This window comes from Nocardiopsis exhalans (assembly GCF_024134545.1).
GTDB classification, from domain to species: Bacteria; Actinomycetota; Actinomycetes; order Streptosporangiales; family Streptosporangiaceae; genus Nocardiopsis; species Nocardiopsis exhalans.
This window is the reverse complement of the sequence record NZ_CP099837.1, coordinates 621,171-647,754: the sequence shown is the minus strand read 5'-3', so window position 1 is coordinate 647,754 and position 26,584 is coordinate 621,171. Positions and strand designations below refer to the sequence as shown.

Annotated in this window: 18 protein-coding genes; 5 read left to right on the top strand and 13 right to left on the bottom strand. The window is 69.6% G+C overall.

Annotated features, from left to right (window positions below):
• Positions 1-211: 211 nt before the first annotated feature.
• From atzF to NE857_RS02790, 4 genes are all read right to left on the bottom strand, one after another.
• A complete protein-coding gene (gene atzF, locus NE857_RS02805; protein WP_254419652.1) occupies positions 212-1,921 on the bottom strand; it encodes an allophanate hydrolase in 1,710 nt (569 codons plus the stop codon).
• Positions 1,921-5,541 carry an urea carboxylase gene (gene uca / locus NE857_RS02800; RefSeq protein ID WP_254419651.1) on the bottom strand — a complete coding sequence of 1,207 codons (3,621 nt, stop codon included), beginning with the start codon at positions 5,539-5,541 and terminating at the stop codon, positions 1,921-1,923. Before uca ends, atzF begins: the two co-directional genes overlap by 1 nt.
• Before the next feature lie 68 nt (positions 5,542-5,609).
• Entirely contained in the window at positions 5,610-6,332 is a 723-nt protein-coding gene (locus NE857_RS02795; RefSeq protein WP_254419650.1) for a GntR family transcriptional regulator, read from the bottom strand.
• A gap of 279 nt (positions 6,333-6,611) precedes the next feature.
• Positions 6,612-8,174, bottom strand: coding sequence for an SLC13 family permease (locus NE857_RS02790; protein ID WP_184367506.1), 1,563 nt, complete (start codon positions 8,172-8,174; stop codon positions 6,612-6,614).
• Positions 8,175-8,429: 255 nt separating this feature from the next.
• Here NE857_RS02790 and NE857_RS02785 point away from each other — a divergent pair, with 255 nt between their 5' ends.
• On the top strand, positions 8,430-9,410 hold the full coding sequence (locus NE857_RS02785) for a TAXI family TRAP transporter solute-binding subunit (RefSeq protein ID WP_184367487.1): 981 nt from the start codon (positions 8,430-8,432) through the stop codon (positions 9,408-9,410).
• Positions 9,411-9,425: 15 nt separating this feature from the next.
• Here NE857_RS02785 and NE857_RS02780 read toward each other — a convergent pair whose 3' ends face one another.
• Genes NE857_RS02780 through NE857_RS34660 form a run of 3 tightly spaced genes read right to left on the bottom strand, consistent with a single transcriptional unit; the run spans position 9,426 to position 11,903 of the window.
• On the bottom strand, positions 9,426-10,847 hold the full coding sequence (locus NE857_RS02780) for a sensor histidine kinase (protein ID WP_184367484.1): 1,422 nt from the start codon (positions 10,845-10,847) through the stop codon (positions 9,426-9,428).
• 3 nt (positions 10,848-10,850) lie between these two features.
• Positions 10,851-11,519 carry a response regulator transcription factor gene (locus NE857_RS02775; protein ID WP_254419649.1) on the bottom strand — a complete coding sequence of 223 codons (669 nt, stop codon included), beginning with the start codon at positions 11,517-11,519 and terminating at the stop codon, positions 10,851-10,853.
• Between the two features lie 51 nt (positions 11,520-11,570).
• Entirely contained in the window at positions 11,571-11,903 is a 333-nt protein-coding gene (locus NE857_RS34660; protein WP_435873519.1) for a DUF7779 domain-containing protein, read from the bottom strand.
• A 1,176-nt stretch (positions 11,904-13,079) separates the two neighbouring features.
• On the opposite strand from NE857_RS34660, the gene NE857_RS02770 reads away from it, so the two are divergent.
• On the top strand, positions 13,080-13,274 hold the full coding sequence (locus NE857_RS02770; protein ID WP_254419648.1) for a DUF397 domain-containing protein: 195 nt from the start codon (positions 13,080-13,082) through the stop codon (positions 13,272-13,274).
• 49 nt (positions 13,275-13,323) lie between these two features.
• Here NE857_RS02770 and fxsT read toward each other — a convergent pair whose 3' ends face one another.
• From fxsT to NE857_RS02740, 6 genes are all read right to left on the bottom strand, one after another.
• Positions 13,324-17,898 (bottom strand): FxSxx-COOH system tetratricopeptide repeat protein, encoded by a 4,575-nt coding sequence (gene fxsT, locus NE857_RS02765; protein ID WP_254419647.1) that lies wholly within the window; start codon positions 17,896-17,898, stop codon positions 13,324-13,326.
• 35 nt (positions 17,899-17,933) lie between these two features.
• Positions 17,934-19,088: an AAA family ATPase gene (locus tag NE857_RS02760; RefSeq protein WP_254419646.1), complete on the bottom strand. Its 1,155-nt coding sequence runs from the start codon at positions 19,086-19,088 to the stop codon at positions 17,934-17,936.
• 29 nt (positions 19,089-19,117) lie between these two features.
• Positions 19,118-20,626, bottom strand: a complete 1,509-nt coding sequence (locus NE857_RS02755) for a hypothetical protein (protein WP_254419645.1) — start codon at positions 20,624-20,626, stop codon at positions 19,118-19,120.
• The gene (locus tag NE857_RS02750; protein ID WP_254419644.1) at positions 20,623-21,558 is read right to left on the bottom strand and encodes a trypsin-like peptidase domain-containing protein; all 936 of its coding nucleotides are present in this window, start codon (positions 21,556-21,558) and stop codon (positions 20,623-20,625) included. Before NE857_RS02750 ends, NE857_RS02755 begins: the two co-directional genes overlap by 4 nt.
• A gap of 372 nt (positions 21,559-21,930) precedes the next feature.
• The gene (locus tag NE857_RS02745; protein WP_254419643.1) at positions 21,931-22,371 is read right to left on the bottom strand and encodes a DoxX family protein; all 441 of its coding nucleotides are present in this window, start codon (positions 22,369-22,371) and stop codon (positions 21,931-21,933) included.
• A 208-nt stretch (positions 22,372-22,579) separates the two neighbouring features.
• Positions 22,580-23,086 carry a MarR family winged helix-turn-helix transcriptional regulator gene (locus NE857_RS02740; protein WP_254419642.1) on the bottom strand — a complete coding sequence of 169 codons (507 nt, stop codon included), beginning with the start codon at positions 23,084-23,086 and terminating at the stop codon, positions 22,580-22,582.
• Between the two features lie 418 nt (positions 23,087-23,504).
• On the opposite strand from NE857_RS02740, the gene ybiA reads away from it, so the two are divergent.
• The 3 genes from ybiA to NE857_RS02725 all read left to right on the top strand — a co-directional run bounded on the left by ybiA (position 23,505) and on the right by NE857_RS02725 (position 26,316).
• Positions 23,505-24,074, top strand: coding sequence for a riboflavin biosynthesis intermediates N-glycosidase (gene ybiA / locus NE857_RS02735; protein ID WP_254419641.1), 570 nt, complete (start codon positions 23,505-23,507; stop codon positions 24,072-24,074).
• 325 nt (positions 24,075-24,399) lie between these two features.
• Positions 24,400-24,642: a hypothetical protein gene (locus tag NE857_RS02730; protein WP_017579081.1), complete on the top strand. Its 243-nt coding sequence runs from the start codon at positions 24,400-24,402 to the stop codon at positions 24,640-24,642.
• A gap of 300 nt (positions 24,643-24,942) precedes the next feature.
• Positions 24,943-26,316, top strand: coding sequence for an MFS transporter (locus NE857_RS02725; RefSeq protein WP_254419640.1), 1,374 nt, complete (start codon positions 24,943-24,945; stop codon positions 26,314-26,316).
• Positions 26,317-26,584: the final 268 nt, after the last annotated feature.

The window sequence follows — 26,584 nt, the reverse complement described above, 5'->3', positions numbered from 1 at the left end:
CGGCGCCGAACTTGCTCCTGGTAGCAAGATCACCGGGGATCCGAGGGTTGGGGACACAGCGGGCACTCCCGAGCGCGGGTTTCGGACACCCGCACCACCCCGCGGCACACCGTCCCCGCACCCGCCGAAGGCAGCCGGACGGCTGACCGCGGGCACGCCGAAGACCCCGCCGGGTGGCGGGGCCTTCGGCGCCAGGGGGTTGTCGGGGTGGCTAGGTGAGGGACTCGCGGTAGGCGAGCCAGCCGCCGTGGTGGGTGATGTCCTCGGCTCCTTCGGCAGCTGAGGGGTCACAGCCGAAACCGACCACGGTGCGGCCGTCGGTGAGGGTGACGGCGCCGAGGGACATGGGGGCGGGCAGGGCAGCGAGGAATGTGCCCAGGGCGGCCGGGGAGATGGACCAGACCTCGCAGCGCAGGGCGGCGCCTTCGGTGTTCACCCGGAGGAGGCCGGGTTTGGGGGGTGTGGTGGCGAGGGCGAAGAGGCGGTAGTCCTCGCTGGTGGTGGTGGCTTCCAGGAACCGGGCGCCGAGGTCGGTGAGTTGGTGGTTGAGGGGCTGGCCGCGCAGGTGGGCGCCGAAGACCGCCAGTTCCAGGCCGTTGGTGGGTTGGACCTGGCCGGGCTCCTCTTCGTTGAGGAGTCCGGCCAGGTCCAGGGCCACCTGGTCCTCGAAGGCGTTCGTGACCACGGTGACCCCGAACGGGTGGCCGTCGGCGATACCGGCGGGAACGGCGACGGCGGCGAGGTCGAGGAGGTTGACGAAGTTGGTGTAGGTGCCCAGTCGGGAGTTGGCACCTACTGGGTCGGCGGCCACCTCGTCCAACGTCGGATGACCGACGGTGGTCGGCAGCAGCAGGCCGTCGAAGCCGCTCAGGAGTGCGCGGGCGGTCGCCTTGTAAGCGGTCAGGCGGTGCTGGTCGGCGGCGAGTTCGGTGGCGGGCAGCTCTGCGGCGGACAGGATGATCCCGGCGACCGTGGGGTCGGCGCCTTCGGGGTGGGCGGCGAGGAACTCGCCCACGGCCGCGTGGCGTTCGGCGACCAGCGCGCCGTCGTAGAGCAACCGGGCGGCCTCCAGGAGCGGGGTGATGTCGATGCTCTCCACCGACACACCCGCGTCGGTGAGCCGGGCGGCGGCCCTGTGGAAGGCTTCGCGTTCGGCGTCGCTGAGCGGGGACAGGCCCTCGGTGGTGGGAACCGCGACCCGGGCCGGGTCGCGGGGAGCCAGGCGGACGTCGGCGGGCCAGGGGCGGCTGGCCGGGTCCTCGGGGTCGGGACCGGTCATCACGGCGAGGGCGCGCTGGCCGGTGGCCAGGTCCGGAGCGAAGACGGTGACGGTGTCGTAGGGCTTGGCGGCGGGCACCACCCCCGTGTTGGGGACCAGGCCGAGGGTGGGCTTGAGGCCGACGATCCCGTGCAGGGCAGCGGGTACCCGGCCGGAACCGGCGGTGTCGGTGCCCAGGGAGAAGTCGGCGATCCCCAGAGCCACCGCCACGGCCGAGCCCGAGCTGGAGCCGCCGGAGACCCGGGTGGGGTCGAGGGCGTTGCGCACGGCACCGTAGGGGCTGCGGGTCCCCACCAGGCCGGTGGCGAACTGGTCCAGGTTGGTCTTGCCGAGCACCAGCGCCCCCGCCGTGACCAGGCGTTCCACGGCGGTCGCGCTCTCCTGGGGTGTGTACGCGAAACCGGGGTGGGCGGCGGTGGTGGGCAGACCGGCGACGTCGATGTTGTCCTTGACCGCGACGAGCGTTCCCGCCAGCGGCAGCGTCTCCCCCGAGGCCAGGCGCTCCTCCAGCGCCTTGGCCTCCACCGCCAGCTCGCCTTCGGGGCGCAGCGTGATCCAGACCTCCGGCCGGTCCGCCTCGGCGATCCGGCGGTAGGCGGCGTGCACTCTTTCGGTGGGTGTGGGCTGGGTGGGCGTGGGCATCAGACGGCTTCTCCTTGGGTGATGACGGCCATGGCGCGCCCCGGATCCAGGTGCTGGCCGGGGCTGACGAGGATCTCGGAAACAGTGCCCGCGCTGGGCGCCCGGACCACCACCTCCAGCTTCATGGCCTCCAGACGGACGATGGGCTGCCCCTCCTCGACAGTCTCCCCCGGTTCCACGTCCACCTTCCAGACACTCGCGGACAGCGGCGCCTCCACCAGGGACGCACCGGGCGGAAGCTCCAGCTCCCCGGCGGGCGCCACCGGCTCGGGTTCGGGCTTGTCCTCGAACTCGCCCGCGGCCTCCCAGCGCTGCCGCTCCTCCTCGAAGGCGGTGGCCTGCTTACGCTCGAACTCCTTGATGGAGTCGGCGTTCTCGGCCAGGAACCGCTCGTGGTCGGCGAGCACGAACTCGCCTTCGCTCACCTGGAGCTCGTGGCGTCCGGCGAGCAGGTCGGCCCGGATGTCCAGCAGCTCCTCGTGCCCCACCGGGTACCAGGTGATCTGGTCGAAGAACCGCAGCAGCCACGGGGTTCCCGGCTCGAACCGGCCGTACTGGCGCAGCCCGGACCAGATCGGCACGGTGCGCCCGATCAGCTGGTAACCGCCGGGGCTCTCCATCCCGTACACGCACAGGTAGGCGCCGCCGATCCCCACCCCCGCCTCGGGCGTCCAGGTCCGCGCTGGGCTGTACTTGGTGGTGACCAGCCGGTGGCGCGGGTCCAGCGGGGTCGCGGCGGGCGCGCCCAGGTACACGTCACCCAGGCCCAGCACCAGGTAGGACGCGTCGAAGACGATGTCCCGCACCTGGTCCACGGAGTCCAGGCCGTTGATCCGGCGGATGAACTCGATGTTGTCCGGGTTCCAGGGCGCGTCGTCGCGCACCCCGGTCCCGTAGCGCGCGATGGCCTCGTGGATGGAGGGGTCGTCGAAGGACATCGGCAGGTGCAGGGTCCGGCTGGGCACCCGCAGCTGGGCGGTGGGCGGCAGCTGTGCCTCGATCTCCTGGAGCAGACCGAGGAGGGTGCGCAGCGGCAGCACCTCGGGGTCGGTGTGCAGGTGCAGCGAGCGCACCCCCGGGGTGGTGTCCACGATCCCGGCGGGTGCGGCCTGGTCGAGGGCGGCCATCAGGGCGTGCACGCGCATCCGCAGCCCGAGGTCCAGGACCATTTGGCCGTATTCAACAAGGATGTTGTCGTGGCCGCCGCGCCGGTAGGTGACCTCGGGGGTGCCCTCACCGGCGGGGACGCGGGCCAGGACGCCGTCGTCGCCGTCGGCCCCGGTGGAGCGCAGCAGCGGCGCGGAGACCGGGGCGGTGTGCAGCTTCTCGGCGGCGGCCTCGGTGACCGGGTGGAACCGGACGGTGTCGCCGGGGCGGAGCTGGCCGACCTTCCAGCGCGAGCCGCTCACCACGGTGACCGGGCAGACGAACCCGCCGAGACTGGGCCCGTCCGGGCCGAGCAGCACGGGAGTGTCGCCGGAGAGGTTGACCGCACCGATGGAGTAGGCGGTGTCGTGCACGTTGGAGGGGTGCAGCCCGGCCTGACCGCCGTCCGGGCGGGCCCAGGTCTGCTTGGGCCCGGACAGCCGCACACCGTTGCGGGCGGACTGCGGGTGGACCCGCCAGGAGGTGGCGTAGAAGTCGGCGAGGCCCTCCCGGGTGAGGAACTCGGGCGCGGCGTGCGGACCCTCGGACACCTCGATGTCCCAGTGCGTGCCCTCACCGTCGCCAGCGTCCGCGGGCGACCGGAAGTCGGGGCGGTCGGCCTCGGGGACCGGGCGCGGCTCGGCGGAACCTTCCGGTACCGGCGCGGCCCTCAACACATCACCCAGCCGCAGCGCCCGGCCCGCGTGCCCGCCGTACTCGCCCGCCGTGAACGTGGACGCGCTGCCCAGGTACTCGGGGACGTCCAGTCCGCCCTGAACCAGCACGTACGTGCGCATGCCCGGCCCCTTCGCCGGTCCCACGTCCAGCAGCGCCCCGGCGGGCACGACCACCGGCTCCCACTGCGGCACCGGCTCGCCGTCCACCGTGACGTCGGCCGGAGCGCCGGCCACGCACACCGTCGTGCTGTGGGTGAAGCGCAGCGCCGGGCCCTCCATCGTGCACTCCAGGCCCGCGGTGCCCTCGGGGTTGCCCACAGCCGTGTTGCCCAGGCGCAGCGACAGGTCGTCCATCGCGCCCGACGGCGGTACGCCCACCTGCCAGTACCCGGTGCGGCCCGGGAAGTCCTGGACGGTGGTCAGGGTGCCCGCGCGCTCCACCTCGATGCGCGGTTCGGGGTCGCCGACGCCGCCGCAGGTGGCGGTGGTGTGCGCGAGGGCGCGCACGTCCGGGTGGGCGCTCAGGGCGCGCAGCAGCCCCAGGTTGGTCTGCACCCCGTCGATCCGGGTCTGGGACAGGGCCCGGCTGAGTCGTCCAAGGGCGTCCTCGCGGTCGTCGCCGCGCACGATGACCTTGGCCAGCATGGGGTCGTAGTCGCTGGTCACCCGCTGTCCGGTCTCCACCCAGCCGTCCACGCGGACGTCGGCGGGCGCCTCCACCCGGGTGAGCAGCCCGGAGCTGGGCCGGAAGTCGTGCGCCGGGTCCTCCGCGTACACGCGGGCCTCCACGGCGTGGCCGACGCGCTCCGGCCCTTGAGCCGGAACACCGTCGAGTACGTCCTCGCCGCGGGCCAGGCGCAGCATCCAGGCCACCAGGTCCACCCCGGTGATCTCCTCGGTGACCGGGTGCTCCACCTGGAGGCGGGTGTTGACCTCCAGGAAGGAGGCTTCCCCCCGTTCCACGTCGTAGACGAACTCCACGGTCCCGGCACTGCGGTAGGACACCCCGGAGCAGAGTTCACGGGCGGTGCGGTGCAGCTCGGCGCGCAGCGCGTCCGGCAGCCCCGGGGCGGGCGCCTCCTCCACGACCTTCTGGTTGCGCCGCTGCAGGGAGCAGTCGCGGTCTCCGAGGGTGACCACGTTGCCGTGGCCGTCGCCGAAGACCTGCACCTCGATGTGCCGGGCCCTGGACACGAAGCGTTCCACGAACACCCCGCCGCCGCCGAAGTGCGTCTGCGCCATCCGGCTGACCTGATCGAAGGCGGAGCGCAGCGCCTCCTCGTCGAAGCAGGGGCGCAGGCCGATCCCGCCGCCGCCCGAGGTGGACTTGAGGATCACCGGGTAGCCGATCCGCTCCGCGGCGGTGAGGGCCTGCTCCACGTCGGGCAGGGTCTCGCTGCCCGCCACCATCGGCAGCCCGGCGGCGGCCGCGGCCTTGCGGGCGGTGTGCTTGTCGCCGAACTCCTCCAGGTGGCGCGGTTCGGGGCCGACGAACACCAGCCCGGCGGCCTCCACGGCGTGCGCGAACTCCGCGCTCTCGGACAGGAACCCGTAGCCCGGGTGGACGGCACCGGCACCGGTCTCGGCGGCGGCCGCGAGGACGCGCTCGATGTTGAGGTAGCTCTCGGCGGCGGGGGCCGGGCCGAGGCGGACGGCCTCGTCGGCCGTCCGGGTGTGCGGCGCGCCCGCGTCGGCGTCGGAGTAGACGGCGACGGTGCGCAGGCCGAGTTCACGTGCGGAGCGGATGATGCGGCAGGCGATCTCGCCGCGGTTGGCGACGAGCACGGAGTCGAACACGGGGCTCTCCCTCTGGTCGGAGGCTGAGGCTGGCGGTCGGGATCGCGAGGGGTGGAGGGCGCGGGGGTTCAGTAGAGGTCGGAGTGCAGCGCCATCTGGACCAGGGCGCGCTGGGCGCGTTCCAGGACGACCTCCATGGACGCGCCGACGTGCTCGTGCAGAGCGCGGTAGGCGGCGTCGAGTTCGTCGGCGCGCAGGTGCTCGACGATCTGGAGGTGCTCGCTGATGGTCGAGGTGATCCGGTCCTCGGTGAGGAAGTCGTACATGCGCACGCGGCGGATCCGCTGGTTGACCGAGATCAGGGACTCGGTGAGGGCGCCGTTGCCGGAGGCCCGGGACAGGGCGGCGTGGAACTCCTCGTCGAGGAGGACGAACGAGGGGTCGGGTTCGGGGGGATCGGCGCTCAGCTTCTCCCAGCGCTCCAGTTCGGCGACCAGGATCCGCGGGTCGTGCCGGATGGTCCGGTCCTCTATGGCACGGGCGATCCCGCGCAGTTCGAGGGCGACCCGGAGCTCGTAGAGGTCGCGCAGCTCGGCGAGGTTGGGGACGGCCACGTAGAAGCCGTTGTCTCGGCGCTCGACCAGGCCGTCGGAGTGGAGTCGGGCCAGGGCCTCGCGGACGGGGGTGCGGGAGACCCCGAAGCGTTCGGCGAGGCGGACCTCGCCCAGGCGGGTGTGCGGAGTGACGCGGCCGCTCAGGACCTCCTCACGCATCAGGGCGTAGACACGGTCGCGTCGGGAGAGGGTGCCCTCCTCGGCGCCGGTCGGCCGTGTATACATCGGTGTGTCCATGGGCCCAGACGCTAGGAAGCCCGTGTTTCACGAACCCTGTCGCGCGGTGAAGCCTGGGTTTCCCTGTGTTTCGGTGTGTTTCGCGCCTGGCCGGGAGCTCACACCGGGGCGCCGTCCCCCGGGCGCACGAACAGGGCGCCCCTCCTGGTTCCGGTGAACGATGACGGAACCGGGAGGAGCGCCCGTGGGAGTGCCGGGACGGCGTTCGGGAGAGGTGAAACGCCGTCCCGGGGAAGGGGCCGCCCGCTCTCTACTTCGCGCGGCCCGTGGTCGGTGGGCCTACAGGGAGATCCCCAGGGCCCAGGTCATCAGCCCGTACATGGTGGCCAAGACGCACAGGAGGGCGGCCAGGTTGAGCCACACTCCGCCTCTGATCATCTCGCCGATCTTGACGTAGCCCGAGCCGAAGGCGATCGCGTTCGGCGGGGTCGCCACCGGGAGCATGAAGGCCATGGTGGCGGCGAGCGCGACCGGGACCACCAGGGCGAGGACGTCGACGTCCATACCCATCGCCACACCGCCCATGATCGGCAGGAAGGTCGCCGCCGTGGCCGTGTTGCTGGTGAGCTCGGTGAGGAAGAGGACGAGTGCGGCGACAGCCATGATCAGCACCCAGACGGGCACGCCAGACAGGAAGGAGACCTGCCCGCCGATCCAGGAGCTCAGGCCGGAGTTGGTGAACTGGGCGGAGATGGCCAGGCCGCCGCCGAAGAGCAGCAGGACGCCCCAGGGGAGCTTGACCGCGGTGTCCCAGTCGAGCAGCTGGGTCCTCTTGTCCACCGGGATGACGAAGAGCAGGACGGCGACGGTCATCGCGATGCCGGCGTCGCTCACACTGCCGAGCCACGGCGCGACGGAGGCCACCCGCTCGATGTCGGCGATCATCGGGACGAAGATCCAGGACAGCGCGGCGAAGGCGAAGATCGCGAGGACCAGCTTCTCACCGCGGGACATCCGCCCCATCTGGTCGAGCTCGTCGCGGATGAGCTCCTGTGCCCCCTCGACCTTCCTGATGGACGGCTTGAAGAGGCGGGTGAGCACGAACCACGCGATGAGCATGAAGATGACCGCCAGCGGCACGCCGGCCATCATCCACTGGCCGAAGCCGATCTGGATGTCGTGGATGTCGTTGAGGTAGCCGACCATCAGGACGTTGGGCGGGGTTCCGATGAGGGTGGAGACGGAGCCGATGGAGGCGGCGTAGGCGATGCCCAGCATGAGGGCGGTGGCGAAGTTCGCGTCCGTGCGGCCGCCCCGGAACTGGGCGATCAGCGCGATGACGGAGAGGCCGACCGGCAGCATCATCACGGCTGTGGCGGTGTTGGACACCCACATGGAGATGAAGCCGGTGGCGATCATGAAGCCACCGATCAGGCCGACCGTGTTCGATCCGACCCTGGAGACGATCGTGAGGGCGATGCGCTTGTGGAGGTTCCACTTCTGCATGGCCAGGGCGAGCATGAAGCCGCCCATGAAGAGGAAGATCGTGTCGGATCCGTAGGAGGGGGCCACGTCGCCGATGGCCGTGCCGTCCACCATGAGGGGGAAGAGCACCAGCGGAAGCAGTGAGGTCACCGGGATCGGGATCGCCTCGGTCGCCCACCAGGTGGCGATCCAGGCGGTGATCGCCGCGACCACCGCTCCGTTGACCGACAGGACCTCCTCGGTCTCGCCGTCACCGAGCGGCAGCGGCATCTCCGGCATGAGGAGGTAGATCACCAGGGCGAGCACCGGGCCCAGGGCGAGGCCGACGATCCGGCCGCGGGTCATGACGTGCGAGGACCTCTCCTCGCGTTTGACCGACGACGTGTCGGGGGCGTCGACTCCCTGCGGGGTCGCCATGGGTTCCTCCTCCGTTGCGCGCCGATTCCGCGAGGCGCCCGTCTTCGGAGGTGCGACCCGCGCGTTGCCGCGGGATTACCTCCGGATTACGTCCTGACCCCACAGATGGTGAGCTCACAGGGTGGTGTGCGCAAAGTAACTCTCCATTTCTTGGGATTCCTCTGACATAGAGCCACGTTCGGTATATGTCACGGGACACAAGGTGATGTGGGTTCGTCCGCTCAACCCACGCCTCACCGCGTCTAAGCTGCGAGTATGCGACCGACAGGACCCACCAGACGGGCCGCCCTCCTGGGCGCCGCCGGAGCCCTCACCTCGGTCGTCGTGGGCGGTTGCACACGCAGCCCCGCCCCCGGGCTCAGCCGGATCGTGATCGCCACCGGGCCGCCGGGAGCCGTCTACCGGGAGATCGGCGGGGAGCTGGCCCGACTACTCGACGAACGGATGCCCGACCAAGAGGTCGTCACCGTGGAGACCGGAGCCTCCCACGACAACCTGATCCTCCTGGACGCGGGCGAAGCCCACCTCGGGCTGTCCAGCCTCGACTCCAGCCTGGACACCGACGTCGCCGCCCCGGGATCGATGGTCAGCGCGGTGGGCCGACTCTACGACAGCTTCGTGCACCTGGTCGTGACCCAGGAGTCCCCGGTCCGGCGGCTGGCTGACCTGGAGGGCCGGAGGGTGTCGATCGGCGCCGTCAACTCCGGCACCGAGTTCACCGTCGACGAGATCATCGACGTCACCGGTGTTCGGCCCGAGGTGGTCAGGCTCGACCAGGCCGACTCCGCCCAGGCCCTGGACTCCGGTGAGATCGACGCGATGTTCTCCCTGACCGGCCTGCCCACGCCCGCCATCGCCGAACTCGCCGAACTCCGTGCGCTGCGCCTGGTCGACCTGGCCGAAACCGCCGACCAGATGGCATCCGTCTACCCCGAGGCGTACTTCCCGGCGACCATCCCCGCCACGACGTACACAGGTATCGCGGCCTGCCCCACGATGTCCATACCGAACCTGCTCCTGTGCCGCAACGACCTGCCCGACGACCTCGTCTACGTGGTGACCGACAGCGTGTACACGGGCGCCTCCCGGGTGGCCGAACAGCGGCCGGAGGCAGCGCAGATCAACGTGCGCACCGGCATCTCCACCGGCGTCGTACCCCTGCACCCGGGCGCGGAGAGCTGGTACCGGGACAACAAACCCGCCTCTCAGGGGTCCGACACCCCGCCACCGGGCTGAGTCGCCCCAGGCGGTTCAGTCGTCCTCCGAGCCCTCCTCAAGGGCCGGAGGATCCGCCGGGGGCAGGGTGATCACCACACCGAACCCGCGTCTGCCGTCCTGGGCCAGACCGTCGCCCAGGGTGAGCCGCCCGCCGGACTCCCGCACCAGGTCGGCGACGATCGCCAACCCCAGCCCGGTGCCCTCGGTGTTCTGGTGGCTGGGCGAACGCCAGAAGCGGCCCAGGGCCAGCTCCCGCTCCTCCTCCGGCAACCCCACACCGTCGTCGAGCACCCCGATCCGCACCTGTTCACCGTCCTCGGCGCGCACCTCGATCCGGGTGCCGCCGGACAGCCGCAGGGCGTTGCTGACCAGCTCGTCGAGGATGCTGCCCAACCCGCCCGCGGGGGCGTGCGCCCACACGTGGTCGGGCAGGTCCGTGGTCACCTCGATACCGCGGGACTCACCCAGCGCCTTCCAGCGCGCCACCCGGGTGTCGACCAGCCCGGCGACCTCGACCACTTCGGAACCGGTCACGCTCTCCAGCCGGGTCGCGGCCAGCAGCGAGTTCAGCATGCGGTGCATGACGGTGGTCTCGTCGATCGCCACCTCGTGCGCCTCCCGCGCCTGCGGGCTCTTCAGGTAGGGCGCAAGGTTCTCCACCGAGAGCCGCAGGCTGGCCAACGGGTTGCGGAGCTGGTGGGAGGCCTCGGAGACGAACGAACGCTGCCGCTCCAGGGCGCGGCGCACCACCTCCACCATCGTGTTGAAGGAGTCCGTGAGCCGGCGCAGCTCCGGCGGACCGCTCTCGGCGTCCACACGGACGTCCAGGTCACCCGAGGTCACCGCCGTGGTCGCCTCGTCCAGTCGGCGGATCGGCTGCAGGACCCAGCGGGACAGCGGCATGGACGCGGACACCAGGAGAGCCAACGGCAGGGTACTGAACAGCGCCATCCACCCCCACGTGCCGAGGATGGCCCCTGCCAGCTCGTCGGTGGGCGAGACGAGCACCACGACACCGGCGACCTCGCTGTCCCGACCGATGGGTTCGGCGACGACCAGCGGCGCCGACTCCCAGGGCCACACCGTGGTCGGCGGTTCCGGGCGCTCCCCGGCCAGGGCCGCGGTGATCCCACCGGTCTCGGCCGCCTCGGCGACCACCTCCCGCATCCGGGGACGGTCGCCCGAGCCCGCCACCACTCTTCCGTCGGGGGCGACCACGACGGCGGGGATGCCGTAGAGCTGCTCGTACCGGGCCATCTCCTGGGTGAGGGCGTTGCCCCGGTCGGTCTCCAGAGCGGTGCGGGCCAGTGCCGCGAACCGCCCCGCGTCAGCGAGGCGGTCGACGTAGACCTGCTGGGTCTGCTGCTGGGCGATGACCGCCCCCAGCGGTGCCAGCACCGCCACGACCAGCACGAAGGCGACCGGCAGCAGGATCGTCAGGAGCCGCCGCAGCACGGCTCAGACCTCGTCGAGCATGTAGCCGACCCCGCGCACCGTACGGATCCGCGGCACCGCACCGACCTTGGCGCGCAGCGAGGCGATATGGGTGTCCAGGGTCCGCGAGGAGGCCTCCCACGCGGCGCCCCACACCTGGTCGAGGATCTGGTCCCGGGCCACCACCCTGGGCGCACGCTCCACCAGCAGACGCAGCAGATCGAACTCCTTGCGCGTCAACGGGAGCGGTTCGCCCTCCACCCGCGCTTCCCGGGAGTTGACGTCGAGCGTGAGCGGCCCGACCCGCAACGGCGGGTCCTCCCGCTCGGGTTCGGCACGCGCCGACCGCGTCCGCCGCAGTACCGCTTCGATCCGCGCGAGCAACTCGGCGACGCCGAAGGGCTTGACCACGTAATCATCGGCACCCGCCCGCAACCCGCGCACCCGGTCCCGCTCCTCGCTCCGCGCGGTCACCGCGATGATCGCCGTCTGCGGCCGCTGCCGGAGCTTGCGCAACAGGTCGATCCCGTCGGCGTCGGGCAACCCGAGGTCGAGCAGGACCACATCGGCCGCCGGCGCCGAAAGCGCCCGCTCGGCCGTGGCCACCCGCTGCACGTCAAAGGAGGCCGCCCGGAGCGCGGTCACCAACCCGCGGGCCACCCGGTCATCGTCCTCGACCACGAGAATACGCATGGCTAGACATAGTAGGCAGAGTTCAGCGTCCCCAGCCCCGAGGCCACGCGCTCAGGCTCTCGGCAGGCGGCGGTCCTCACCGCGAACCACTTCGGAATACGCCTGCATACCTGAGGCGCACTCGGCCAGGAAACTCCGTTCTTCCGAGCTCATCGTGTGCAGCACGGTGGCCGCCAGTAGAGGGTGTACCGAGACCCTCTCCGTCTTACGGTCGAACCGGGCCAGGCTGTCGCGCGTCAATGACCGGATGGCCATGTTCAGTCTGGTCCGGTCCTCCAGCAACCTCATCAGTTCAGGCGGCCCGGACAACCTCACCTCAGGGCTGAACATGAAGGCGGGGATGGGACTGGGCGCAAGGAGCGAGCACAGTTGCAGCAACCGCATGGCCCCGGATCACTCACCGCCAGCCGGTCCACTGGCATGTTCCAAGCCGCCATCACCGCGACCTGGTACTCCGGATCCTCCGGTGCCAACAGTGCGAGCACAGCGCCTCTGTCGGAGGCGAGCCGGTCCAGGTACTCCGACGCGGCCATACCGCTCTCGTGCAGCCAGGCCACAGCCTGGTTGAGCGCCAGCCCCCGGCCGATGCCCAGGCTCCCTCCGAGGCGGCCGAGGAGACCCTCCCCTCTCGGAGAGCCCTGATGATAGATGTTCTGGGTCAGGTGATGGATCTGCCCGCTCTGGGTCACGACCGAGTTGTCCCTCGCGTCACCCGCACTGTTTCGAACCTCCGGACCCTCCATGGGCCATCCTTCTCTTCACTCTCATGCGTTCCCTGGAAGGGTATGGCCCAGCAGCCACTTCCACCGTTCCCAGATCACGCGACTTCCTTTCCGCCAAAACCGGCCTGACCCGCCCTCCCAGGGCTCGCCATCCGACACAGTTCTCAGCTCTCCGATATGACAACCTCCTCGCCCCAGCATGGGATTTCATGCAAGCACAGGGAAACATGTGACCAGTGGGACAGATGTTCTTCCTGAATATTAGTGAAAAATATCAGTTCTGCCACGCAACCCAGCGGTACCCATGGGTTTCATTTTCATCCATGCTGCCACCAAGGACTCAGCGGCCAGCGACCAGGCGCCCGTGGCCCCCGAACAACGTCAGCGTTTCAAGCCGAAGGCCGCTTTGACCTTTCTGGACCTGCCCTGTTTCCGCTCCCGCCAGGGTTCACGGAAACCTGAGCACATCCGCATAGGTGTTTCGACCCCTGACTCCCACGGCATCGAGGGCGCTTTCGCCAACACGGAACCGGCAACTCTTCATTCAGCCTCAGATCTCGACGGCAGCTCCCCGGGTGCGTCAAACTTGAAACGTACATCTCCTCTCCGTTTATGAACCCCTCCGCCCACACGGACCGGATGCGGTCGACATGAATAACACCCTCGTGGGGATGTACAAGCAGGACCTGCTATCAGCACAATACATAAGTGGGACAGCGCCGACCCTCACTTATTCAAGGGACCATGGGAAACAGGAGCATCAATGGTGGCAGCGGAAGAATCGAGGCCGACGCGTGGGTGACGCAGAACTGCACGGACGAGCCAGACGGGGGCTCAGGTGAAGGGGCTGGGAACGGACCTCGGCCGATGGCGGAAGTCGAGCTACAGCGCGGACCAGGGAAACTGCGTCGAAACCGCGCTGCGGGACAGCGGGGAGGTCAGGTTACGGGACTCCAGCCGGCCAAACGACACCACGCTGGGGTTTGGCCCGTGCGAGTGGACAGCTCTGCTCCAGCATGTGATGGGCGGGTGAGCGGTGGTCCGCGCGGCCCGGGTGCCCCCCGGACCGCGCATTCCAAAAGTCAGACCAGGCTGACGTAGATGTCAGCGTCCCCGCGCACCTCGTCGTCCAGGGTGCGGGTGGACGGGTGCTGCGGCCCCATGACGTCCTGGTACTTCTGTCGGACGGCCGCATACTCCTCGGCCACGTCCTCGCCCAGGCCCTTGCGGCTGAGCAGGTGGTTGCGCTCGGCCAGCAGGGTCAGGGGGTGCCTCTCCCCCAGCTTGGTCCGGCAGGCGGTCAGAGCCTGCTCGTCCATCTCCCGAGCGGTCCCGACCTCCCCCAGCATGAAATGGTTGTTGGCCAGGTTGACCCGGCAGGCCAAGGTATTCGGGTGGTCGTTACCGATCGTCGTGGACATCAGTTCCAGGGCCGAACTGTCCAGTACCAGTGCCTCCGCTGGCCGGTTGAGGCGACGCATGATGAGAGCTCGGTTCACGTTGGCGGCGGCCACGTACGGGTGGCGCTCCCCCAGGAGCCGCGTGTAGGGGTCGGCCACGTCCTCCGCCAGTTTGAGCGCCTCGTCGAAGCGGTCGATCGTCCGTAGTGACCGGGCGTGCACCATGGCGATGTACAGCGCTTGACTGCTGCCTCGCCCCTGGAGTGCCACGACGCGTTCCCAGGCGTACCTGGACTGCTCGTAGGCCTCCTGGTGGTGTCCGGCCCGGCGCAGCATCACCGACCAGGCGGCGATGTTGATCAGCAGCTGGACGTCGTCCTCGTCCCACAGCACCTGGCAGCGCTCCACCAGGTCGGCCTGGACCCGCTCGGCCTCCTGATAGCGCCCGTCCTCCATGAGCGCCTCGGCGTAACCGTTGACGGTACCCAGAGTCCTGATGTGTTCGTGCCCCTGAACGATCTCGAACCGCCGCAGCGCTTCCTCGTACCTGCGCACGGCACGGTCCGGAAAACCGGTGAGCTGTTCGTTGAAGGCCACCACACGGGCCATCATGAGGGTCCACGGATCGTCCTCACCGAACAGACGGATCCGTCGGTCCAGGCTGGCTGTGGCCTCGATCAGTCCGTCGTGGAAGCGCCCGGCCAGCCACAGGTTGCGAATGTTCTCGCGTTCGGCCTCCATGACCTCCGGGTCGTCGTCTCCCATGACCTCACGCATGGTCGCCAGGGTGTCCCCGCACAGTTCCCGTGCCTCGGTCAGACGTCCCAGCCGCTGAAGGGCACGGGAGAGCTGAACCGCCATGGAGAGGGTGTCGGGGTGCCGGTCACCGAGCGTCCGCTGCCAGGTGTCGTAGGTGACCTGGCACAGGTTGATGATCTCCTGGGCCTGGCCGCGCACCACACCGGTCCAGCAGAGCGTGATGACCACCCGACGCATCCACGGGTCCTCGCAGTCCCAGGCCTCGGAGGCCCACACGTGCGGAAGCAGGTCGGCGTAGCGGGGGCTGCCATCGGCGACATCGCCCCGAGGACCGGCGCGACCCAGGAGCTGGTGGGCGCAGTGCTGGAGCACGACCCTCTCCTCAGGGGTCATCGGGGCCCGCACCGCCACCTGGACCAGTCGGTGCAGGGAGATGCTGTTCTGCTGGTGGTCGATGTGCGCGAGGCTGTTGCGGCCGATCGCACGGATCGCGATGTTCAGCCTGGTGGGGTCTTCCAGCACCTCCACCAGTTCCGGTGGCCCCACGATCCCCCGGGCGAACTCGAAGACGTACTTGGGGATGGGTGACGCCGCCAGGAAGGAGCAGAGCTGGAGCAGTCGCAGGGCACCCGGGTTGGTCACCGCCAGCCGGTCCAGGGAGACGTTCCAGGCCGCCGCCACCGGGACCTGGTAGTCCGGGTCCTCCGGCTCCAGGAGACGGATCATCTCCTCTTTCTTGCGGGCGAACTGTTCGAGGTAGTCGGCTGCGGACATACCGCTCTCGTGCAGCCAGACCGCCGCCTGGTTGAGCGCCAGGGGCAGGTCACCGAGCTCCTCGGCCAGCTGTTCGGCCTCGCTAGCGGTGAGCGACCGGGGACCGCGCCTGCGCAGCAGCTGGATGCTCTCATCCCGGTCGAACTCCCGGATGGACATGGAGCCGTAGCCCCCTGGAAGCTCCCAGCTTCCATCCCGAGAAGTGATGATCACGTGCCCCTCGCCCCCGACAGGAAGAAATCTCTGGATTTCCGCCCGGGACTGCGCATTGTCGTAGATGAGGAGCCAACGGCGAAAACGATTTCCCTGACGCAGGGCCTCCAGCACCTCGCTGACAATGTACTCATTGTCAGCGCCGGCACTACCGATACCGAAGCTGGCCGCTATGTGCGCGAAGGAATTACGAACCTGGTTGATGTGCTGGGCTGGAATCCAGCAAATCAAATCGTACTCGGCGGCGTTACGATAGAGGTACTCCTTCGCCATCTCCGTCTTGCCGACACCGGACATGCCACGAAGAGCGGTGATGACCTGCTGCTGATCCCGAAGGAGCTGTTCGCGAAGTGAGTTCAGCAGTCCCTCACGCCCCACGAAGGAGGCGTTGCGGTGCGGGACCTGGACCCAGGTCGCGGCCCGCGGGCGCCCTCCCGCCGAGGACCGACCGGCAAGCTCGGTGGGCCTGGAGGCCGAAGCGAGAGAATCTGTCATGTTTTCCCCACCAAACTGGCTCTCGGGATTTTCCGGGCTTCCCTCCGTGCTCCCCGGGGCCGTTCTGGGACGCGCCCTCAAGGGAACATCCGCAGAATCCTCATGCGCAGACCCGGACGATTGCGAGTCTAGACCAAACTCGCGGGGGGCCGTTGCCCTGGCGGTGGAACGGGGAGGGTGGTGTTCGTGTTCCTGCTGGGCCTCGGTAAGTTCTGTGGTGATATTGGCCGATTCGAATCGGAAACTGGATATGGATACAGAATCCAACGCATCGGACATCGAATTCATCCAATAACGCGACATGGGGGTCCGGCGCGGGTTCTCCGGTCTGCGTCCGAGCAGCAGCAGGGGAAGCTCCTCGAACCACGGGTCGAGGTCGCGCAGGTGCTCCGCGGCCAACCACAGCATCCGGAGCACCTCGGGCACCCGTCCGCCGAGCAGTAGCAGCTCGCGCCGGACGCCCTCACGGAACTCCCACCGGGCCTCACGCGGGCGCCACCTGCCTTCAACACCCCCGCCCGTACCGGGCTCCTCCACCTGACGGATCAGGCCGCTGAAGAACACCTCCGTGAGTTCGGAGGGAGAGGCTCCGCCCAGGACGTCCGCGCAGACCGCCTTCACCATGCGCGGGTGGAGCGGTACCGCGGCCAGGGCCACAGCCAGGTCGAAGGCCTCGGGGCTGACGCTCTGCTGGAAGCGGCGCACCTCCCGCGCCCAGTCGGACTCCGCGAGTCCGACCGTGTCGCCGCCCTGGGCGTCCTCGGGTGGGTCGGGGGGCGATGCGTGCGGCTGCTCCCGGGCCGGGAACTCGGCCGTGTGCACCCACAGTCGGGACCTGCTCCGGAACATCACGAACGAGGCCCAGTCGTGCAGCGCCCCGGGCCACAGCGGCAGGACCGGGATGAGGGTTCCGTAGGGCGCCTCCTCCTCGCCGACCTCGGTGATCGTACGTTCACGCAGGTAGCCGCGGTTGGGTGCGCCCGGAGCCGCGGGCCAGGACATCCGGATCTCGGTGGGGACGGTGCGCAGGGTGCCGCGCCGCCACACCTGCGGCTGCAGCAGGTGCACGACCGCGACCGCGCTCCGGGTGCCCAGGTCCGCGAGCCAGGACTGGAACTCCCGGTCGCCCCAGGCGGTACCGAGTCCGCCGGTCAGGACCAGGGTGATCCGAGGCCCGGGCTCCTCCGGTCCGGGAATCCGGCGGACCCGCCCCCGGGAATCCACCAACCGGGGCTCACCCGTGCGCTCGGAGTCGAAGTACAGCCGACGCACCTCACGGAAGACCCCGCTGTCCTGGAGCATCCGGCCGAAGGCGCTGGCCACCCCCTGCTGGAAGAGCATGGAGACGCCGTCGTCGACGAGCACGGTCAGCCGCACGGAACGCAGGCGTCGGCGGCGGGTGGCCGGAACGATCGGAACCCCCGCGGACTCACGTTCCCGTTCGTCCCACTGGAGGCTGTCCAGGAGCGCGCGGGCGTAGTTGCGGGCTGTGCCCTCCGGGTCGATCTGGTCGGCCGGACCCTGCGGGGTTCTGAGATTGAAGGGGCTGAGGGCGGAGAGCAAGCGCTGCCGGTCCTGGAGTACGGGCTGGGCGAAGGCCGTCTCCAGTTCGGACTGTTCCGGCGCCCCTGACTGTCCCGTCTGCCTGGAGAGCGCCGAAGATCCCCGCCGCAGGCCGGCCCCCTCGCTGAGGAAAGGGGCGTCCTGAACCGTCGCGCCCGCGGCGTCCGGGCCGGTGGCGTCCCCGTCGACAACCCCGTCACCGTCGGTCTCGATCCATCTCCCGCCCACGGCTCCACCGCCGACGCCCCGGGCGCTGTCGGCGGCCGGGGACCAGAGCCCCCCGGGCTCCTCCGGCAGCGGTTCGGTGTCGGGTGCGTGATACCGGGGCACGTAGCGCGTGGGTGCGGCGTCGGTGCGGCGTTTCATCACGGCGGCGAGGTAGAGGGCGTCGGCCAGGTCGGTCGCGGACAGGCCCAGGTCACCGAACGGGATGCCCGTTCGGCTGCCGTCCACCCGACCACCCGGAGGCACCGGGAAAGCCCCCTCACTCATTCAGGGTTGTCCGTGAGCCGGTGCCACAGGAGTTCGGCCAGGTGGTCCACTTGGTCGCTCGTCGGGCCCGCTTGCTGCTGTGTGGTCTCGGAGAGCAGGTAGACCGCGTTCAGGAGTTGGTCCAGGGCCAGTCGGTCCCCGTCGCGGCCCGCCTCCAGGAAGCGGGTGATCAGTTCCCGGGTGCCGGTGGGCGGGGTGCCCCGGAAGTGTCCGGCGACGGCGGCCATCAGTTCGGACTCGTCCGGCATGCCGACCCGCACCGGGATGCAACGGCGCAGAAAGGCTGGCGGGAGGTCCCGGTCGGTGTTGCAGGTCAGCACGATGATCGGAAAGGCCGAGCAGAGGACCTCGCCGCCCGGGACCTCAACTCGCCGCCCGGGGTCGTCGGTGCCGACCTCGATCGACTCGGCCACGTTGGCCAGTCGGGCCAGTTCGGGGATCCGGTAGCCGCCGTTCTCGAACAGGTCGAGGAGGTCGCCGGAGAGGTCGAAGTCGCCGAGGTCGAAGTCGTCGATCAGTAGGACGCGGGGGAGTTTGCGGGGGAGGAAGGCGGTGCCCAGCGGGCCGAGGGTCAGATAGCGGCCGATGGACTTGGCGCTGCTGCTCAGGTGCGCCTCGGTCTCCGCGCCGGTCCGGGTTGCCTCTTTCGAGTAGCGGAGGTCAGTGAGGCCGCGCGTCCTGTTCCTGGTGTTCTCCAGGTTGAGGTCGTGGATCTGGGTGAGCGGGTCGTAGGTGTACAGCCCGTCCGCCGCGGTGGCCCTGCTGGTGACCGCCCAGCGCAGCAGGCGGCCCAGTTTCAGTTCCCGGGCGATCTGGTGGGCCAGGCTGGACTTGCCGACCCCGGGCGGGCCCACGAGCAGCAGGGGGCGCCGCAGGTGGATGGCGGCGTTCACCTTGTCCAGTAACTGAAGGCGGTTGGGGCCGAGCGGTACCGCGAACCCCAGGGAGCGAGCCGGGCCGAGGTAGCGGCCGCTGTCCTCGTCAGGGGGCGGTGGGGCCGGGTCGGGGGTGCCGGAGTAGGTCCGCCAGGGGGGTGGGGGCGGTAACTGTGACGCCAGGTCGAGGTGGCCGCGCGGCTGGCCGGTTCCGTGGAAGATCCACCACTCCGGCACCTCCCGAGCGGAGTCGGTCGCCCCTGGTTCTGTGCTCATGGACTGTCCTTCAAAGCGCCGGGCGGTGGCTAGAGGATGCTGTCGGGGGATATCTGGGACGGCCGGGGCGGGCGCACGGGCAGTTGGTCATGGAACATCATGGCCACGTCGGAGGGGTTCTCGATGTACACGCTCGCCTCGGTGGACCCGGCTCCGGTCCGACAGTCGAAGAGGACTTTGGGCAAGCCGTACACCTGCTTCGCCGTCAAAGTCACCTCTCCTTCCAACCGCACCGGATTCAGCCAGTCTCCAATCGACCCTTCTCGTGCTCCGCAATGCCACACAACAACCGGAACCCCAACACCAAGCGCACGAAGAACATGCTTAACCGGATGTTTGAGCCCACTCGGAACAGAAAGGCAGATGATATCTTCATTTCCCAATCGTCTGTGGAGCAGTATCTCATCCATATCCCCCGCGTGGAAGAGGTCAACCACATTCGCGTTTCCCCGTTGTTCGAGAGATTCCCACCGCTCCCGTGTGAGCTGGCGAATCTTCCCCACGGCCTCGAACCGGTGGTCCGTCACCTCCGCGGCCCGGTAGACCAGCTCGGCCCGATCGCCGAGCGCGGGCCGGTCCCCCGACCCCTCGTTCTGCCAGGACTCCACCCGCAGGGCGGACATCAGGTCCAGTCCGACGACCAGTTCCACCCGTAGCCCGGTGTGCCGGAGGATCCGTGCCTCTTCCTCCACCAGATCCAGTCGCTCCCCTATCCTCCGCGCGATCTCACCGCTGGCGACCTCCCGGTCGACCCAGTGGGCCCAGAACTCCGGTAGGCCGTCACCGCGTTGGCGGAGCACCGCCCAGCTCTCCAGTTCGTAGCGGTCCCGGCGGGCTCCGGAGCTGACCCACACGATCAGACGGGCCGGGCCGTCCACGGAGGTCGGGGGGTCGGAGGGAGGCCGCCAGCGGGTGGGCTCCCCCCAGGCCGAAAGCAGCGCGGCGCAAGACAGCTCGGGGTGGTCGCGGGACAGCTGGGTACACATGATCAGCACCGGGGGGATGCCGTCCCGCGCGGTGAACTCGGCGAGCGCGACCAGGGCCTCCCACGCGGTATTCGGCGCGGGCAGCCTCCCCTGGGCGACTAACCCCCCTCTCACCTGCTCGTAGACGGCCCTGATCCGGCCCTCACAGGGGATGCGGCTGAGCTGCTGGCGTACCTCGTCCAGATCGGGCCAGGTGGATCCGGGGAGCTGGTGGGCGAGAGTCTCGTTCTCCTCGGCCGCCACGAAGGGGCGCACCAGTTCCACCACCGCCAGTGCGGGCCGGGAACCGGACTCGCGAGCGGGCAGCCACCGGCTCAGCTCGAGGAAGGAGTAGTTCCGGGCGCAGTGATCGACCATGCTTTCAGCGAAGACCTCAGCCGCTCCCGTCCGTACCCGGTTGCGGGTTCTGGTCGAGAGGTAGCGGAGGAGGGTCGCCTGCCCCCGCTCCTCAGCGAGGTTGTCGATCTCGCACAGGGCCTCCACGATGCGCGAGCGCAGCTCGGGAGGGAGCTCGTGGCCCCCGGGTAGGCCTTCGGGCACGCCCTCGCTCACTCCTCCTCTCCCAGCAGGGGCCGGGCCGCGTCCCAGACGGCGCGCATGCGGACACCGCCGTCCTCCCGCATGTCGAGCTGGTCGAGAACCTCCTGCAGGATCCCGAAGTCCCGGTGTGCCCGCAGGACCAGCTCCTCCGCGTAGAGCTGGTCCGGCTGATCGGAGGGGATCCGGCTGCGCAGGCGCTGGTCGAGCGCTCGGTGGAAGGCGCGGCGCGCGACGGGTGAGGAGATCGTGTCCAGTTCGGCCGCGAACAACGAGAGCCGATGGATCAGGTCGGGCCGGGCTGGCCCGACCTTGGGGGGACCGGGGCCGGGTCCCGGCCGCCACACGGGCGGGATCTCCTCGGTGGGGATCATCCAGCCGACCCGCCCCTCGGACGAAGCCGCGCAGACGATGCCCAGGAGCTCGTTGTTGTGCGGTTCGATCACCCCGCCGCCGCTGAACCCTCCCTCGATACGGACGACGCTGCCCGGTTCGGTGTCGAACTGGACGTACTCGCTCCTGGGGCCGCCGCGGCGCCGCAGTCGTGCGGTGGCCCACCTGCCGTGTTCGGCGTTGACGAACCCCAGCACGCTCACCCGCTCGCCGCGGGTGCGGAAGGCCCCCACCCGGTTGAACGAAACGGGCCGGACACCGGGGTCGCGGTCCAGGCGCAGTACGGCCACGTCCCAGGGTGCGCGGTCCTCCGACCACCAACCGTCCTCCAGCACGGTGCCGGTGATCACTTCCGGCTGACCGGGGCGACGCAGGTGGACTGTGCTGCCGGGCCCCGGAGCGCTCCCTCCGTCAGCCCGGACCGCGCTGTTGACGACGTGCGCGCAGGTGATCGCGTGTTTCGGAGACACCACGACCGCGGCGCCCCACAAACCCTGGCCGTCCCGGTCGACCATTCTCAACTGCCAGTCCGTGGACACGTTGTACCTGTCCAATCAACGAGCTCCCGTTCAACCGACTAACGGGGGCCGGAACACAGGGGGCGGTCCCGTGAAACACAGCCCCACTGACAACGCGACTGTTCGTTTCGGCCACATTCTACCGATCATCACCAAAAAACCAGGGCTCCGCGAACCTACATTTTTTACACCGAAAGAGACAATCAGCACTACACAAGCCGAAAGGCGATGACTTTCACTTAAGACTACAGATCACCGCATAGATAAACTGGAGAAACAACAGCACCTCGGAAAACACGAACGGCCGCCCAACACCATGGGTGGGCGGCCGCGTCAGCGGTGCGAGCCCCGACCAGCGTGACTTCCCGGGCCCCTGGTCAGGACGGACGCCGAATCAGTCCGGGCGGGTCAGGCCGGTACGGACTCCGAGGTCCTGCTCTCCTGGCGGACGCGGCCCCAGGGCAGCAGCCGGTCCACCGAGTAGCGCCCGCCGGAGAAGCCCAACGCCAGAGCGGCGGCGGCGAGGACCAGGGGCAGCTCGAAGCCGCCGACCAGGGGGTCGCCGACGTGGACGAAGAAGTACGCCCCGCCCATCATGAAGGCGAGGGCCAGCCCGGCGAGGGGCAGCGCGAAGCCGATGATGAGCGCGATACCCGCGCCCACCTCGATGGCAGCGCCCAGGAGGGCGGAGAACTGCGGGAAGGGTATGCCCATCGCCTCGAAGCCCTGGGCGGTGCCGTTGAGGTCGGTGGCCTTGGGCAGCCCGTGGGCGATGAAGACGACCCCGACGACGACCCTGGCGAGCAGGGCGGTGAGGTCACTGATCCTGAGTCTGAGCGATTCGGTCATGGTGGTTCCTGTTTCTGTGAGCGGGTACCCCCGGAAGCAGGCGGACCTCTCGGGCGTGCGGTTCCAAAACTTGAGAGCGCAACCTTTTCCAGGGAAGCAACATGTTAGTACGTATCCGCCCGGACACATAACGTGGACAGGTGAGAGTTCCGTGAGATTTGGGTAAGACCCGCATCCGCCCCGGCCAGGGCAGACAACAGAACGCCGCTCAGTCCCGGACGTCGGCCGTGTCCGGGTCCGCGTACCTGGGCTCCTCGCCCTGGGGGTCGAGCGCGGACAGCATGGACTCGGAGATCTCGCGCAGCTGCCCCACCTGCTCACTGCTGAGCGTGTCGAACAGGACCCGGCGCACCTCGTGCACGTGCCCCGGGGCAGCCGCCTGCAGGACCTTCATCCCCGCGGGCGTGATCTCGACGATCGTGGTGCGCCGGTTCTCCGGCCGTTTGAAGCGGCGGATCAGCCCGTCGCCCTCCAGCCGTGCGGCCGCGTGCGAGAGCCGGCTCGGCGAGGAGCGCAGCAGGCGGGCCAGCCGGGTCATCGTCAGTTCGCGCCCGGGCGCCTCGGAGAGCATCGCCAGGATCTGGTAGTACGCGTGCGGCAGCCCGGAGTCGTGTCTGAGCTGGCGGTCCAGCGCCCCGTCCATCAGGTTGACGGCCATCAGGAAGGCACGCCAGGCCTGCTGCTCTCCGTCGTCGAGCCAGCGTGTCTCGGCCATCGGACCCGAGCCCCCCTGAAGTACTTGAGCGTTCAATTGTGTCGTTTCCGCACACGAACCACGCCCCCGCGTGAGCCCGCGAGCCGACCGACTGGTCTGGTGGCCCGGCCCGCCCGGAGCCGCCCCCGGACGGCATACGCACACGGGGAGGACGCTCCGCCGAACATCGGCGCCACCGCGAACGGCAACCCCGCTGACCTAAGGATTCTGGGGCTTTCCGCAACGCTACTACGACGCGCCCCGCTCTGCCCCGGGCGTTCCCGTACTCGCCGGACGCAGCTGCGGACCCACCACTGGTCCAGTCGGAGCCGTTCATCAGGGTCCACCCGCCAACGGAACCCGACCAGAAGCCCGTGAACACGAGAAACCCGGGAAAAGGGCTACCGGAACACCATGGGGTTCTGGGAAACTCCCGATCATGACAGGCACACGAAACCCTGCCGACGCGAGGACCGTGGAGGATCTGCTCCGGATCGACGGACGGATCAAGTACCTGCACTTCTGGGGGCACCAGCCACCACCCGACGGGGTTTCGGCCAGCTGCCTGTCCCAGTGGTGGCCCGCCGACTTCACCGTGGACGGGACCGTCTACCCCACCGCCGAACACTTCATGATGGCCGGGAAGGCGCGGCTGTTCGGGGACACCGAAGCCGAAGAACGTATCCTCGCCGCAGGTCACCCGCGTGACGCCAAGGAAATCGGCCGCGAGGTCCGCGGCTTCGACGAGGAGGCCTGGGAGCGGGAGCGCTTCGAGATCGCCGTCCGGGGCAACGTCGCCAAGTTCGGTCAGAACGAGGACCTGCGCGCCTTCCTGCTCGATACCGGCGAGCGCGTCCTGGTCGAGGCCAGCCCGCGCGACCGGGTGTGGGGGATCGGGATCGGCAAGGAGAACGAGAACGCCGAACGCCCGCACCTGTGGCGCGGGCGCAACCTGCTCGGCTTCGCCCTGATGGAGGCCAGGGCCAGGCTCTCCGAGCAGGACGGCTGAACGGGACTTCCACACAGGGCTTCTAGACGGGCTTCTCCACAGGGGATCCGGAGTGGGTCGGGGAGCGTTCTCCCTGATTTCACTTCGGATTCCCTTGTTTACCCTACGTGTTCACCCCTGCCGGAGTAGAGTCCGAGAACGCGGACAGCACGGTGCCCCGGCACCCGCACCTGTTTCCCGCCCGAGTGGCGCTTGGGCCACCGAACCCGCGGCCCGACCAGCGAGGTCCCGCCGTTTCGGGGAGACAGATCCTCCAGCTTCGTCGAACGCGCGTGTTCCGGACTCCACCGTCCTCACTTTCCAGGACGACACCCAGGGGAATCCCATGGCCTACTACCGCATTCAGCTGAACGACGGCTCCTCCCGCACCCTCCAGGCGGTGCGGATGCGCACCGACGCGAGCAGCCTCTACCTGGAGGAACGCGCCGCCGGCGACTGGCGCGAGGTGTTCAGCAACCCGATAGACGACGTCGAACGCGTCCAGCGCCGGTTCACCGAGAACGACGGCACCTGGACCTGGCTCCAGGAGCGCCTGCCCGCCCCGGTCGGCGGGGTCCGCGCCTGGTGAACGTCAGCGGCGCGGGGCACAGCGGCCCCGCGCCTCCTGGTTCGGTTCGAGGACTACGGGGCTACCAGGGCAGGACGCCGTAGCTCTCCGGGTCCTCCGCCGAGGCGAGGTGCCCCCACAGGACCCCGCTGGGCCCGTCCTCGGGAAGGTTGGCCAGGTGCAGGCTGACCAGCGCCCCCTGCCTCGCGCTGCGCGGACCGCTGTGCCCGTCGGAGCACCCCCGAAAGCCGCCAGTAGTCTGGCCGCGGCCCCCTGCTCCCGGATCCCCCTGCCCCGAACCCCCTGCCCCACCGAGGATCCGTGCCCGACTCCCCCGCCGTGGACCCCAGGCTGCCCAGAACCTTCGGCGCCGTCCTGTGGCTCCCGCTGTCCCTCTACGCCCGGCACCCGATCGCCCTGCTCGCGGCCACCGCCCTGCCCCTCCTCCCCGGCCAGGCGCTCAGCGCCTACTACGGCTTCCAGGAGACCGAAGGCGCCCGTGTGGTCGACGGCGAGGTGCTGGCGCCACCGGTGCCGCCCGGCTTCGACGACTCACTCACGCTGGGCATCCTCCAACTGCCCCCGGGCTGGCCCGCGGGTGCGCTGACTCTCGTGGGCTGGGTGTTCGGGTTGGCCGCCGGAGCTCTGGTCACGGCGGCCCTGCTGCTCGGCCGCCGACTCACCGCCCGCGCGGTGGTCCGGAGCGTGCTGCGCCGTCTCCCCCTGCTGCTGATCTGGACGGTGGTGGTGCTGGCGTACGCGCCCCTCTCCCTGTTCACCGGCGGGATGGGTTTCGCGGTGCTGGTCTCCCTCTCCCAGGACCTCTCCCTGGGGCTCGCGGGCGGAGTGTCCTGGCTGCTGGTTGGGCTGGCGATGCTGCTGGCGCTGACGCCCCTCCTCATCGGGATGCCCCTCGCCCTCCTCCGCGGTCTGACCCTGGCCGAGGGGATCGGCGCGGCCTGGCTGCTGTGCCGTCGCCGCCGGATCGCGCACGTGCTGTGCCTGGTCCCGCTGGCCGCTCTGCTCCTGCTGCCCCAGGAGATCGGGGAGCGCATGGCTGAGACGGTGGCCGGAACCGGCCCCGCCCTCGGGGCCGCGCTCGGCCTCAAGATCCTGCTGGTGCTCTTCCTCGCCCCGCTGCCCGTGCTCCTGCTGACCGCCCAGTCACTGTGGACCCGGTCCGGTCCGGTGCCGATCGACGGCCTGTCCGACAGCGACTGGATCGCCGACCACCTGGACGACCGTGGCGCCACCACAGAGGCGCCCCACCGCCGTCCGACGGCTGCCGTAGCCCTGCTCGCCGTGCTCGTCCTGGTACCGCTGGCAGGTGGCGGCGCCCTCCGGGCCAACCCGTACGCGGCCCCGGGCGTGACCACCGAACGGCTGGACCGTGACAAGCCCCCGCGGCTCATCGAAGACGCGCCGCCGGGCGAGGCCGGTGCGCATCCCCGTAGGGCGTTCGTGGACGAGGAGAGCCGGATGCTGACCTTCCTGGCCTGTGCCGACCCCGAATGTTCCAGCTGGGAGAGCGCGGAACTCCTCCACCCGGACGTCCTCCCGTACATCCCCACCCCTGAGAACCCCTGGGACTGGGAGCCCGTCCATGTTCTCTCCGTGGACGATGACCGCCCGGTGCTGTTGGTCGGGCGCACCCGGATCACCTGTGTCGATCCCCTGTGCGGCCTGCGAGCGTGAGGTAGGGGAGAAGCGGCTGTGCGCGAGGGGACCTCCGAAGAGCTCGGGTGAGGGCCCGGCGCGGACGGGCAGGAAGGCGCCGCCCGGCCCTCTGCGGGGATGCGGAAAGGTTCATGCCCCCAGCCGCCTGGTCTGCGTTTCGTCTACCAAGAGGACAGTTACTGAATATTCATTAAGCAAGAGAGGATCGGGAAGTCTCGATAGCGTGGTGGCCAACCGGGCGCGAACCCCCGAGCCACCTGCCCGGAGTACCCGTGCGGTACGAGGA